A 12,685-nucleotide genomic window follows, 5' to 3' on the forward strand; every position below is an offset into this window, starting at 1 on the left:
CCACTGCTGCCGGAGACAAGCCCCATGAACGCCCCCACCGCCCTGAGCCACCTCACCCCCGAAGTCCACCAGCGCGCCGTCCCGGCCGAGTTCCTCACGGCCCTGCAGGCGCGATTCGGCGCGCAATGCTCCACCGCCCTGGTGGTGCGCGAGCAGCACGGCCGCGACGAGTCGGTGTACGAGGTGCCGCCGCCGGTGGCCGTGGTGTTCGCCGAGAGCACGCAGGACGTGGCCGATGCCGTGAAGCTGGCCGCCCAGCACCGCGTGCCGGTGATCCCCTTCGGTGTGGGCTCCTCGCTCGAAGGCCACCTGCTGGCCGTGCAGGGTGGCATCAGCATCGACGTGAGCCGCATGAACAGCGTGCTGTCCATCAACGCTGAAGACCTGACCGTGACCGTGCAGCCCGGCGTGACGCGCAAGGCGCTCAACGAAGCGGTCAAAAGCGAAGGCCTGTTCTTCCCGATCGACCCGGGCGCCGACGCCTCCATCGGTGGCATGTCGGCCACGCGCGCCTCGGGCACGAACGCGGTGCGCTACGGCACCATGCGCGAGAACGTGCTGGCGCTCGAAGTCGTCACCGCGCGCGGCGAGGTCATCCGCACCGGCACACGCGCCAGAAAGAGCAGCGCCGGCTACGACCTCACGCGCCTGATGGTGGGCAGCGAAGGCACGCTGGGCGTGATGACCGAGATCACGCTCAAGCTCTACCCGCTGCCCGAAGCCATCTCGGCCGCGACCTGCTCCTTCCCCACCATCGAAGCCGCGGTGCGCACCGTGATCCAGGTGATCCAGCTCGGCGTGCCGATCGCGCGCTGCGAACTCATCGACCACAACACCGTGCGCATGGTCAACACGCACAGCAAGCTCGGCCTGCGCGAAGAGAACATGCTGCTGATGGAATTCCACGGCTCGCCCGCGAGCGTGAAGGAACAGGCCGAGACGGTGCAGGAGATCGCCAGCGAGTTCGGTGGCAACGCCTTCGAATGGGCCGACACGCCCGAGGAGCGCACGCGCCTGTGGACGGCGCGGCACAACGCCTACTTCGCCGCGATCCAGAGCAAGCCGGGCTGCCGCGCGATCTCCACCGACACCTGCGTGCCCATCAGCCGCCTGGCCGACTGCCTGCTGGACTCGGTGAGCGAAGCCGACGCTGCCGGCCTGCCCTACTTCCTCGTCGGCCACGTGGGCGACGGCAACTTCCACTTCGGCTACCTGATCGACCCCAACAAGCCCGAAGAGCACACGCTGGCCGAGGAACTCAACCACAAACTGGTGGCGCGCGCGCTGAGCCTGGAAGGCACCTGCACCGGCGAACACGGCGTGGGCCTGCACAAGATGGACTTCCTGGTGACCGAGGCCGGCACCGGCGCGGTCGACATGATGCGCACCATCAAGCGCGCGCTCGACCCGGACAACATCATGAACCCGGGGAAGATCTTCGCGCTTTGATCGCTCCGGCGTCCAAGCCCTCCACCGGTGGCCAACGCAGCTCCTGAGGGGATTGTTCGGGCAAAGGCACAAGCTGGCGCAATTCCCGCCCCGCGAGTTGGGTGTTGCGCAACTCCTCCAGCATTTCACGCGCCCCGCCATAGGGCGTGAACACATCGATCAGCCACGCCTGTTCGCCGCTGTTCCAATCCTGCAGCGCCAAGCGGTGCGGCGATTGGCGCCAGCGGCAGGCGGCTTCTTCCGACAGCAGGGCCCAGGACGCATAGCCCACAGGCGCGTCGCCGCGCATGAAGAGCCGCGCCTGCCCCAGCATCAGCGGGGGCAGAACGCGCCACTCCAGGTCGGCCAACAGGGAGGCCCGAAAAGCGGACTGCTGCAGCATCAGCCAAGTCACAGCGCCCAGCATGGGAATTTTCTGCAAGGTGTTCTGGGCCTGAGTTCGCGCCAGTTCGGCGAGTGCATGAACGGTGTCGGCCGGCTCCGGCGAACCTGGGATGGACGTGTGCATCGATGGGTTGGAAAGCGTGGTCATGGAAGTCGGGGCGCAAGAAGCGCGTTGCTGGCGGCCAGATCGGCCTCGGACAGTTCGCCCACCGCGGCCTTGAGCCGCAGGGCACTCATCAGGCTGTCGGCCCGGGCCTTGTGCCAGTCGCGTTGGGCGGTGTGCAGCTGCTGTTGGGCATTGAGCACATCCGTGTTGATGCGCGTGCCAATGCGGTAACCAATGCGGTTGGACTCGAGAGCGGCCTCGCTGGAACGCACCGCCGAAGCCAGTGCCTCCACCTGCGCCTGCCCGTTGGCCAGCCCGGCGTAAGCCTGACGCGCCAGCGTGGACGCCTGCCGCCGCGCGGCTTCCAGCTCTTCCTCCGCCTTGTCGCACAACGCCAAGGCCTCGCGCACGCGGGATTGGGTGCCGCCACCCGCGTAGAGCGGCAACGTGAAGGTCACGCCCAGCTGGGCCGTGCGCACCCGGCTGGCAATGTCCGCTGGCGACCCCATGCTGCCCGAAGCGTAGGCCGGGCCGTAGTTCGCCGTCAGGTCCAGCGACGGTGAGTGGCCGGCCGTCTGGCGTTTCACATCCGCACGCGCGGCGTCCACAGCGGCCTGCTGGAGCCTCACCCCCGGGTGCCCCACCCGTGCGGCATCCAGCCAGCGGTCGAGCCCACCCTCAGGCAACGGCGGCAAGGCGGCCACAGGGTCCATCGGTTGCAGCGCGCCCGGCGCATCGCCCAAGAGCCGCTGCAGCTCCGCCTGGCGCAATTCCACATCGTTTTGAGCCGCCACCCACTGCGCCTGAACCGCATCGCGCCTGGCTTGCGCCTCGTGGACGTCCGTGAGGGCACCGGTGCCTACTTCGTAGTTTCGCGTCGCCAACGCCAGTTGCTGCTCCACGGCGGTCCGATAAGAGCCCGCCGCGCGCACGCCTTCCTGGGCCACCAGCACATCCAGATAGGACTGAGCGGCACGCAACAGAAGCTCCTGCTCCGCCTGATGGAACTGCTCACGTGCCTGGGCATGCAGGGCTTCGGCCTGGCGCCAACCCGCGTGGTTCGCCGGTCGCCAGATTGGCTGCGTCAACTGGAGATTCCAGTTCCAGTTGCGCACCTTGCGATCCAGGGGCGCCGCCTCCGCAAACGCGGCTTGCCCTGACTGCCGATTGCTGGCCGCCGACGCGTTCACCACCGGCAGCAGCGCGGCGCGGGCCTGCACAGGCCGTTCGGCCGCGGCATCGAGCGCATGACGCGCGGCGAGGTAGGTGGCGTCGTGGGCGCGTGCTAGGCACACGACATCCAGCAGATCCTCGGCCTGCGCCACAGCGGGTACCAGGCCACAGAACAAGGCCTGCACGCAAAAGAATCGGAAGAAGCCTTCAGCGCTCACGGATTGCCTCCTGCTTGTAGCGAAGCATCGGGGCAAGGAAGTACTCGAGCATGCGCCGCTCTCCCGTCCGGATGTCCGAAACGACGTTCATGCCCGCGCCGATCCGCCCAGGTGCGCCGTTGACCTCATTCGGCGTGTGCATCTGCGACAGCTCGATGCGCACCGGGTAGACCGGTCCGAGCTTCGGGTCGTTGACCGCGTCTGTGCCCACCCAGGACACACGGCCCTCGATGAAACCGTAGCGCGTGAAATCGTAGGTCTCCACCTTGTTGACGACCCGCTGACCAGGACGAACGTGGCCGATGTCCTTGTTGAGCACCTGCGCCTCCACTTCCAGGCCGCTGCCCGCTGGCACGATGGTCATGAGCGGCTGCGCTGGCGTCACCACCCCACCCACCGTCGTCACCGCCAATTGCTGGACCACCCCGTCGATGGGGCTTCGCAGCGTCTGAAGATCGCCGCGCAACGTGGCCTTGACCAACTCCTGCCGCGCCGTCTCACGCTTGCGAATGGCCTCGCTCAGCTCCGCGCTGGCGCGCACGCGAAACTCGGCACGCGCTTGCGCGCGCTGCTGCAGCGCGGCCTCACGGCCAGCCGCGGCCTCCCGCTGGCGGTTGCGCTGAACCGCCAGCTCCTTCTCCATGGCCATCAGCTCGAGGCGAGATTCGATGACGCCTGCGCGTGGAATGTGCCCTGTGGTGGCCAGCTCTTCGCGCATCGCGTGCTTCTGGCGCAGCAGAGGCACGCTCTGCCCGAGTTGTTCCACACTGACGGCGATCGCATCGCGATCTGCTTCGCGGCGTGCCACGTCAGCGTCCAGCGTGGCCAGGCGCTGTGCATGCTCGGCACGCTGGCTGACCAGCAACGCATCCTGCCGCTGCACAACATCGGCCGGAACCCCGTCGGGCCATGCAACAGACGAAGAACCACTCAGCTCGGCCTCCAACCGTGCGACATCTGCATTGGCGTCCCAGAAATCGCGTTGCACACGGCTCTGGTCCGCCTGCGCATTGGTGGGGTCGAGCTCCACCAACAGATCGCCGGCTTTCACCGACTGCCCATCGCGCACCGCGATCACCCGCACCACGCCAGATTCCAGCGGCTGCACCACCTTGCTGCGCCCTGAAGGAATCACCCTTCCTTGCGACGAAACCACGATGTCCACGGGCGCGAGCCATGCGAACACCAGCGCACACAGCGCCATGGTGCAAATGCCCAGACTGATCATGCGGGCCACCGCCCAGGGCACAGGCCGTTGCAAAGTCAGAGCGTCCGGCGAGAACGCGTGCAAGGTGGGCTCGGCGGGCGCCGGCACGAGGGAGATGGCGGCGCTCATGCGGCCTCCAGCACTTGATGGGCGCGGTAGAGCGACGCATACCGCCCGTTGATCCGCAACAGGTCCCGATGGTGGCCACTTTCGATCAACCGCCCGCCGTCGAGCACCAACACGCGGTCCGCCAGCCGCAGCGTCGAGAGACGGTGCGCCACGATGAAGACCGTGCGGCCTTCGCAAATGCGGGCCATGTTGTCGTGAATGGCCTTTTCGCTTTCGTAATCGAGCGCGGCCGTGGCCTCGTCCAACAGCAGGATGCGCGGATCGACCGCCAGCGCGCGGGCAATGGCCAGCTTTGCAGGCCGATGATGCTGTTCATCAGACCCACCGCGCCGGCGGCCTGGGTGGCTTGAGCAGCGGTGTATTGCTCTGAGGTCACCACTTCGCCGTTGGACAGCACGTAGTCGTCCACGGCGTCTACGCTGCCGTCGGCATTGATGCGGTGGGTCTTCAAGCGTGTGGCGCCGGATGCGTCGGTGTGGATCTCTCCAATCACCTCGCCATCGGCGTTGGTCATCAGCGTGCCGCCACCGCCGGGCAGCGTGACGAAGTCCAGCCCTCCGGTGCCCAGGTCGCCCAGCGCAGCGGCCAGTGCGGCCTGCTGGGCGGGACTCAGCGCGGCGCCCGCGCCTTGCAGGTAGGCGTCGAAGCTGTAGGGGTTGCTGGTGATAGGTTCGGGCACCCAGGGCACGCCACCCATGAGGCCACCATCGCTCCAAATACCCGCATCGGCGTCGGGAAGCACGGCGCTAGCAACCTGATAGGCGTGTGTAGGCAGCTCTGGCAGGGTGGCAATGCTGAGGATGTCCGAACCCGTGGCGTCGCCGAGCCACTGCTGCGCATCGTCTGCATTCAACTGCCCAGCGCCTACGCTTTCGGAGAGCACATCGGCCAAACCGTACTGGGCCAACACCGAAGCGTCCACATCGAAAGCGATGAGCTCGCCCAATGTTTCGTCGAAACCTTCGACGGCGCTGCCATGCTTCTGCAACCAATCGGGCGCCTTGTTGGCGGGGTAGATCAGGCGGCAGGTCTGTTCGGCTGGTGAAGTAGGGAAAGCCGCACCGGCCATCTGGTCCCACACGTCGGCAGAGAAACCAGAGGCGAATCCGCCAGCGGGCAGCGCCTTGCCTGCGAGCGCCCCCGTGAAGCTTGAGATGACACCGACGCACGCCGTGTACTGATCTTCTTGCGAGAGCGTGAACGCGCGCAGGACGTCGGGCATGGCCTCTTTGGCAGCATCCCACATCGAACCGGCTTGCCCGTGCAGGGTGCTGGTGTCCCATTCCACCCGGCCGTCGTCGTAGTAGGCGCGACCATTGGTGTAGACCGGAGAGGTCGTCGCGGGCTTGAGGCCTTGGCCCTGTTTGAAATCGTTGAAGGCCTCGAAGGCCGATTCGAGCTTGGCCTGTTCAACCTGCAGTTGATGCCGCTCGAGCGCGCTGAGATTTTGGCCGCTCTTGAGCTTGTTCGCTATGTCGCGGGAGAGCTGATACGCCGCGTTGCCGGTCTCTAGAAACTGGTTGTAGGCTTGAGCTGCTTTGAGTTCGACGAGCCTTGCCTGATCAAGCTGTGGCTCCAACGAGCGGTCTACCGTTGCCCTCCGCTGAAGCTCAACTGCACTCGCTTTTGCTTGTTGATAAGCGCCGCTCAGCGCTGAGTTCTTTGTCGTCCATTGATGGTTAAGTTGTGCGAGATATTGAGTCGTCGAGGAGTTTCGCATTTAGATCACCTTCCAAGCTTCAAACAATCACCCAAGCTCATGCGCTTGCCGCGCAGTTCATCGCTTAGCGCAACAAGCTCTGGTCGCTTGCGAAGCTCCCCCTCCTCGTGTATTTTTTCTACAAGTTTCTCCGGCTCATTTCGCTGCCAAATTTGGTCCTCTTCGACAGATGTCCAGCAGTAGAGTCGCCGGATATCCCTTAGATCTGAAAGTCCCTTATTCTTGTAGTGAAGGATGAGAGCCCCCAGGTCATGCGAATAGCCTGCGCTACGAGCTTTGAACAAGAGGTTCAAACCTACTTCGGTGTTTTGGGTGTAGCCATCTGTACCCAAGAGAAGTCGCCCACCGAATGCCTTCATGCACTCGGGATGGGCCTTCGCCGCCCCGACCTCCAACCATTTTTTGTAGGAAGACTCATAAGAGTCCGTGTTTTTTGCAGCGGTCGCTTTTCCCACCAGCCCAGGCATCAAGCACATTGCGCCCACGTCTCCCTGCTGCGCCAACTCTTCAAGTCGATGCATCGGTCCTCGCAAGCTGAACACCCGTCCAGCGCCAGGTTGCAACACACTCAAGGTAATGTGGGCCAGCTCGAAGCCGTCCTCGGCCATTTCCATCCAACGCTGCTCGCGCTTGCGAATGTCTTCCAGCTTTGGGTACTTGCGACTGCCGGTGTTCCACATCTGCAGCTCGCTGAACAGCTCTTGCTCGTAGGCCGCCCGCTTCTCTGGCGTCAGCAGCTTGGCTTTCTCGTGATCGAACGCAGGCAGTCCGATGCGCGGAAACCACGGGCTCTTGATTTCATAGGTCAGCATCGCGGCCAGCACCAGGGCAGGCATCAGAACCACCGCCAACAGCCAAAACAACCATCTTTTGCTCTTCATTTCCACGTCCTTCTCTCCTCATCGGAACGGTCCGATTCTGTTGATCGCCCAGACTTCGTCCATCCCACAAAACAATGAGATGCACTATCCATTTGCGTCTCACACTCTTCATCCGCGCGGCTTATGCAGCGCGCGAGTCGATACTTCCTTCAAGCTGCGCTCACGTAGCGGCAGTCGTTCGCTGCGCACGTGTTGAGCACTTGCCAGGACTGCGGCGAAGGTGTCCAGGTCTGCGTGGCGTTGGTGTTGATGGGCGTGGGTGTGCCCCAACTCCTGCCATCAGGGCCAATGGAGTTCGCGTACTCGATCTCGCTTCTGGTAAAGGCGTCTTGCAGTTGCGCACGCTGAGCCTCGGCCATCTTGGCGCCGTACTCGGCCAACTGTGCAGGGAAGTCCGAGGCCTCCAGATACGCGCCAGTGAGTTCGGCCATCTTGGCGCCGCTGACGACTTCGATGTAAGCTGGACAGGTTCAGGTTGCTGTTGTCCAGCATGGCAAACCACGTGTATTTGCCATCGACTTGCACGAGCGCGTACCGGTCGCCATCGGCGGTGGTGATGGTCGGCTCCAGCGGCGTGCCTGCCGGCAGCGTTTGGGGCGGGCCCATCTTGTCGGGTGTGTCTCCTCCGGTGAGGTACGTGCCTAGGGATTTGGCACCGGAGGCGCCACCTAGGGCGCCAACCGCGGCACCTAGAAGGACTCCAACTGGAACCAAGGGTGGGTAAAAGGAAGTTAGTCCGGCTCCAATCTCCGCCCCTACCCATGCGCCGCTAGCTTGTCCCGCAACGCCGAGCCCCTCTGTCGCGGCTTCGGCCCCGTTGCCCTGAGCGACATGCTGTCCGACATTGATCGTGTCATTGGCCATGCCGACATAGCCAGCAACCGGCGCGATACGGCCTGTGATGCCGCCCGTTGTGGGAAGAGCTACGACGGCTTTTTCTGCGCCTTTCTCCACACCGGCGGCAACAGCTGAAGGGCCATCCGACAGGATTTCTATGGTCGGAACGCGCGCGCGTGGTCCAGCCGTGGTGAGAACGTCCGTATTGAATTCAAAGCTACCAGTGCTCTCTATTTCAGAAATTACCCCGTTGTCGAAATCAAAGACTTTGCCGGTTTGAACCTTGGTCGATTCAGCCATTCTTTTGCTCCTGTATCCGACGGGGGATATACCCCGACAACCATCCACCGATCACTACCACCACCAATGAAAAAGCAGCATTGGTGCAAAAGAAAAAACGAATTGCCCCAAAAGCCCTCGACCGACGCCGGTTGAAAACATAAGCTTCGTCAGTCGAAGTGACGGGTCAACCACCCACAGCATCTGACTCCAAAGCACGAGCATTGACATACCCACCGAACGCCACGCTGTTTCGAAAATTGGAGTTGTCCACATTGGGTAGTCTTTCTTGCGCCCTTCAACAACCAGCGCGACCCCAAGGAGGAAGGCGATGCAACTTGCCCCCCCTAAAAGCGAAAAGTAAAACCGGTTCACCTCGGGCTTGATACCCAACGCAGTGATGCGATCGATCTGCGGAACGATCGATGCCATGAAGTCACTGAACTCCCGCGCCCAGGCGTTGCTGATCAAGATGTCATCGGGGATCAGCAGTCCCACGACTGCCATCACAAGGTAGTACCCGATCAGTGCAAGACCGAAGGGGTTCTTCCAATCCTCTTTAGAGAACTGGCGAAGGCTACGTACTGTCTTCATGCAACGAGGCTCCTATGCAAATCTTTCGATGTCGGTCGATTCTGTTGAGCGCGCAAACTTTGCCCATCCCACAAAACAGTGAGATGCGTTCTCCATTTGCGTCTTGCGCTCTTCATCCGCGCGGCGTATGGAGCACGCGAAGCGATGCTTCTTTCAAGCTGCGCACACATAGCGACCGTCGTTCGCCGTGCGCGTGTTGAGCACTTGCCCCGACTGCGGCAAAGGCGTCCAGGTCTGCATGGCGTTGGTGTTGATCAGGCTTCTCGGGTCAGTGCGAAACCGGGGTCCAGAACTCGGAAGGAACTACAGACGTTGGATAGCCTTCTGCGTCCAGCGCGATGCCCGGACTGGTGGCACTGGTGTTGTAGAGGCGACCATCCACCACCTGCGTGATCAGCTTCAGAGGGGTGTCGCCTTGCTCAAGGATCACCTTGTCGACCGCTCCGAAGGCGACGGTCTTGGTGCCTCGAATCTGTGCAGTACCCAGAATGGTTCCCTCGGTAGCTGGTGAACCTGCGCATGTGGTGTTGTGATACGTTCTTTCGACGGTCACGATTCCGTACTGGTTGGCGCTGATCTTGCCAATCGTGATGTCTTTTGCTTCCGACACACCGTTGGGGTAAGACGGGTGTGCGCTTACAGCCCACACCACGTCGCAGGCGTCCACCCAGCGCCCGAGGTACTTGTCCACAGGATCGGACATGGCTGAGGTGGAGGGTGCGGCGCTGGTGTTGGCGTCGCCACCCCCACCGCCGCACGCTGCGAGCAGAAGGGGCAACAAGGTAATGGCGATTTTGAAGAAGTGCGCATAGAAAAAGTCCTTGTGAATTGAACGAGGCGCGATTCTGCGGAAGCCCTCAAGATCTGCCCATCCCACAAAACAGTGAAATTCAGCGATCGGGCTTGCCACTCCAGACCCGCGATGGGCTGGACTCCAACCTCTCTCACGCAACCCACGCCGCCAGCGAAACCCCCACCGCAGTTCCCTTGCCCGACACGCTCGCGAGCGTGATCGACTGCCCCAGCAAGGCCGCCATGCGCTTGACGCTGTACAAGCCAATGCCCATGCCCTCGGGCACGCGCTCCAACTCGCCGCCGCGCTGGAATGCCTCGAAGCACCGGGCGGCATCGGCCTCGGTCATGCCGATGCCGGTGTCGATCACCATGAGCCACAGGCGGCCCTGCCTGCGCTTGCAGCCGATGAGGATGCGACCGCCTTCATCGGTGTAGCGCAGGGCGTTGGACAGCAGGTTGCGTGCGATGCGCTGCAGGATCAGCACGTCGGTGCGGACCAGTCGGTGCGTGGGTAGGTAGCGCAGCGTGACGTGGCGGGCCCTCGTCCATTGACGGAATTCCTGCACCACGGGATCAAGCGCGGCGTGCAGGCTGACCACCTTGAGGTCCAGCACGGGTTGCTCGTTCGTGCTCATCTGGCGCATGCTGACCATGAAGTCGTTGACGGCTCTCATGGCTTCATCAATGCCGAGCAGGAGCCCCTCGTGTTTGCGCGGCGGCGCGTCCCGCAAGGCTTGCACGTACAGGTTCACGCTTTGCAGTGGCTGCAGAAGGTCGTGCTGCGCGGCGGCGTAGAGCAGGCTGCGGTCTTGCGCTCGGTTGACGCTGGCCTGCAGCTGGTTGCGCTTGCGGATGATCTGCACGCTGACCGCGCAGCCCAGCAAGGCCGCGACCAGGGAGCCCTGCACGAAGTTGGAGATCAGGGTGACATGGATGGGCAAGGCGATCAGCCGGTAGAGCACGTACAACAGGCCGGAGAACGCATAGACGCCCCACACGGCGAGAAACAACAAGCGGTGCGTTTCGGCACGCCTGATGGCGTGGCGCACGGCGAGGTACACCATGGCAAAGGCGTACACGGTGCCGCCCATCACCAGCATGAGGCGCGAGGTCTCGGGTCGGAGGATGGCGATCGCGGGAACCACCACCAGCCAGAGCCACGCGCCGGCGCGCAGCAGCGCGTCCGCCACCGGGTCGTCTTCGCGCGTACCGAGAAAGACGCGGGCATGCAGGGCGCTCAGGCCGAGCAAACCGACATACCCCGCCCAACCCAGCCACCCTGCCTGCCAGCGGTCCAGCCACGGCAGCAGCTGGTGCATCACGCCTGAGACCCACATGGCCCCCAGCATTTCGCAGGCGGCCATGGCAAGGAACAGCGGCAAGGATCGGTCTGCCGCCACGGGGATCAGCGTCAACACATAGAGCACCACCACCAGGGGCACGGCCAGCACCAAACCAATCCACAGATGCAGCTTGCCCTGCGTCAGCACGAAGGCGTCGTCGCGCACCGCGAACAGCGGGAAGCGCATGAGGTTGTAGCCATCGAGCCGCAGCATCAGGCTGGCTTTCTGCCCACCCTGCAGTTTCAGCCGCCACGCGGGGTAGAGCAGACCCGACGAGGGCGCTAAGGGGCGCAGGTTTTCGAGTTGCGGATGCTCTACCCATTGCCCTTGATCGTCCTGAATCCACAGGCGCACTTCGTCCTGGGTCGGCAACTCGTAGGTAAGCAGCCAGGCCTGGGGGTCGGGGCCGGGGTTGCTGAGGGTGAGTTGTGCCCAGTAGGGGTAGGGCAGCCACTTGCCAAACGCATGGTTGGCATGCGGCAGAGGGATGGCATCGCCCGCCGCGACAAGGGCACCCACCCGCCCAGGAGTGAGTTCGCCTTGCGGGTCGGCCACGGTTTGCAGGGCGGCCCAAAGGGGGACACGATCCGCGCCAGGGTCCAAGGGCATTGCTGCGGCAAGGGAATGGGCCCCCAACAACAAGGCCATGAGGGCCAGCCACTTAAACCAGCATGCCATTCGCTTTGGCCCAGGCGATGTACAGACTCGAGGCCTGCGTCCGGTTCTGCACCCCCAGCCGCAGAAAGATGACTCTCAAATGGCTGCGGACCGTGTGTGGGCCAATCTTCAGGCGCAACCCGATTTCGCGGTCGCGGTATCCACTGGCCGCTTCCGCGAGCACGTCGCGCTGACGCTTCGTCAGCAGGGCGATGGGATGCGGCGCCCCTGGTGGCGATACGAGCGGGGTTTTCCGCCCCCTTCGCAGGGGCGCCAGGAAGGGCCTGATCTGCTGGACGAAGTTCTGCGGCAGTGCCGATTTGGAAACGAAGGCGTACGCGCCCAGCGCCAGGACAGCCCGCTCGGTAGCGTGGTCATCACAGGCACTGAAGACAACGATGGGCGTGCCGGGCGCCGCGTGGAGCAGGGCTCGCAAGGTGTCCAACCCTCTTGAGTCGGGCAAATGGAGGTCCGTGATGATCAACCCGGGCGGCTCGCTTCGGCGCAGCCGGTGTTTTGCCTGCATCAGGGAGCTGACGGTCGCGATGCAATCGGTCGCATGGACATTGGCGTGCATCGCCTCCAGACCAGCCGTGATCGAACGGATCATCATCGGATGGTCCTCGACCACGAGAATCTCGAAGGGAGCCGGCGTGTAGGCTCGTGTATCAGGCGCGAACGGCGAACCCATGGTGGATGTCCTCCCAGTCCCTGGCTCTTGATTGGTTCGTATGGGCCCTTCTGAAAGAGGGCCTGGGCTCAAGAACGCTCAGCCGCGCAATCTATTTCGGCGCGCGCACCACAACGCACATGACGCACGAGTTCGCGTCATGAGTCATTGAAGGACTCTGTTCAGGGAACGAATCGACGCACCGGCACCCCGATGCGTGTACCCCGGGGGCGTCGATCGGTG

11 protein-coding genes are annotated in these 12,685 nt (G+C 63.5%); 1 reads left to right on the forward strand and 10 read right to left on the reverse strand.

Annotation, left to right across the window (positions count from 1 at the left end):
* The first annotated feature begins 24 nt into the window (after positions 1-24).
* Entirely contained in the window at positions 25-1,449 is a 1,425-nt protein-coding gene (locus AC3WPZ_RS14740; protein WP_382163518.1) for an FAD-binding oxidoreductase, read from the forward strand.
* On the opposite strand, the gene AC3WPZ_RS14745 is transcribed toward AC3WPZ_RS14740, so the two are convergent.
* The 10 genes from AC3WPZ_RS14745 to AC3WPZ_RS14790 form a co-directional block, all read right to left on the reverse strand.
* Complete coding sequence (locus AC3WPZ_RS14745) at positions 1,418-1,981, reverse strand: toxin-activating lysine-acyltransferase (protein WP_492440263.1); 564 nt, start codon at positions 1,979-1,981, stop codon at positions 1,418-1,420. The two genes, AC3WPZ_RS14740 and AC3WPZ_RS14745, sit on opposite strands and share 32 nt — an antisense overlap.
* A complete protein-coding gene (locus tag AC3WPZ_RS14750) occupies positions 1,978-3,330 on the reverse strand; it encodes a TolC family outer membrane protein (RefSeq protein ID WP_492440265.1) in 1,353 nt (450 codons plus the stop codon). Before AC3WPZ_RS14750 ends, AC3WPZ_RS14745 begins: the two co-directional genes overlap by 4 nt.
* Positions 3,320-4,666 carry an HlyD family type I secretion periplasmic adaptor subunit gene (locus tag AC3WPZ_RS14755; protein ID WP_492440267.1) on the reverse strand — a complete coding sequence of 449 codons (1,347 nt, stop codon included), beginning with the start codon at positions 4,664-4,666 and terminating at the stop codon, positions 3,320-3,322. Before AC3WPZ_RS14755 ends, AC3WPZ_RS14750 begins: the two co-directional genes overlap by 11 nt.
* An 85-nt stretch (positions 4,667-4,751) precedes the next feature.
* Positions 4,752-6,386 (reverse strand): hypothetical protein, encoded by a 1,635-nt coding sequence (locus AC3WPZ_RS14760; protein WP_492440269.1) that lies wholly within the window; start codon positions 6,384-6,386, stop codon positions 4,752-4,754.
* Positions 6,387-6,391: 5 nt separating this feature from the next.
* Positions 6,392-7,273 (reverse strand): hypothetical protein, encoded by an 882-nt coding sequence (locus AC3WPZ_RS14765; RefSeq protein WP_492440271.1) that lies wholly within the window; start codon positions 7,271-7,273, stop codon positions 6,392-6,394.
* A 273-nt stretch (positions 7,274-7,546) separates the two neighbouring features.
* On the reverse strand, positions 7,547-8,404 hold the full coding sequence (locus tag AC3WPZ_RS14770) for a hypothetical protein (protein ID WP_492440273.1): 858 nt from the start codon (positions 8,402-8,404) through the stop codon (positions 7,547-7,549).
* Positions 8,405-8,458: 54 nt separating this feature from the next.
* Complete coding sequence (locus AC3WPZ_RS14775) at positions 8,459-8,977, reverse strand: hypothetical protein (RefSeq protein ID WP_492440275.1); 519 nt, start codon at positions 8,975-8,977, stop codon at positions 8,459-8,461.
* A gap of 268 nt (positions 8,978-9,245) precedes the next feature.
* On the reverse strand, positions 9,246-9,887 hold the full coding sequence (locus AC3WPZ_RS14780) for a hypothetical protein (RefSeq protein WP_492440277.1): 642 nt from the start codon (positions 9,885-9,887) through the stop codon (positions 9,246-9,248).
* A 34-nt stretch (positions 9,888-9,921) separates the two neighbouring features.
* Complete coding sequence (locus AC3WPZ_RS14785) at positions 9,922-11,670, reverse strand: ATP-binding protein (protein WP_492440279.1); 1,749 nt, start codon at positions 11,668-11,670, stop codon at positions 9,922-9,924.
* Positions 11,671-11,776: 106 nt separating this feature from the next.
* Entirely contained in the window at positions 11,777-12,463 is a 687-nt protein-coding gene (locus tag AC3WPZ_RS14790) for a response regulator transcription factor (RefSeq protein WP_492440281.1), read from the reverse strand.
* Positions 12,464-12,685: the final 222 nt, after the last annotated feature.

This window comes from Hydrogenophaga sp. FW305-3-2-15-A-LB1 (assembly GCF_058787875.1).

Excerpts from the sequence above, each read along its gene's own strand:
- AC3WPZ_RS14740 (WP_382163518.1), top strand. The coding sequence starts at position 25 with ATGAACGCCCCCACCGCCCTGAGCCACCTCACCCCCGAAGTCCACCAG.
- AC3WPZ_RS14745 (WP_492440263.1), bottom strand. The coding sequence starts at position 1,981 with ATGACCACGCTTTCCAACCCATCGATGCACACGTCCATCCCAGGTTCG.
- AC3WPZ_RS14755 (WP_492440267.1), bottom strand. The coding sequence starts at position 4,666 with ATGAGCGCCGCCATCTCCCTCGTGCCGGCGCCCGCCGAGCCCACCTTG.
- AC3WPZ_RS14760 (WP_492440269.1), bottom strand. The coding sequence starts at position 6,386 with ATGCGAAACTCCTCGACGACTCAATATCTCGCACAACTTAACCATCAA.
- AC3WPZ_RS14770 (WP_492440273.1), bottom strand. The coding sequence starts at position 8,404 with ATGGCTGAATCGACCAAGGTTCAAACCGGCAAAGTCTTTGATTTCGAC.
- AC3WPZ_RS14775 (WP_492440275.1), bottom strand. The coding sequence starts at position 8,977 with ATGAAGACAGTACGTAGCCTTCGCCAGTTCTCTAAAGAGGATTGGAAG.
- AC3WPZ_RS14790 (WP_492440281.1), bottom strand. The coding sequence starts at position 12,463 with ATGGGTTCGCCGTTCGCGCCTGATACACGAGCCTACACGCCGGCTCCC.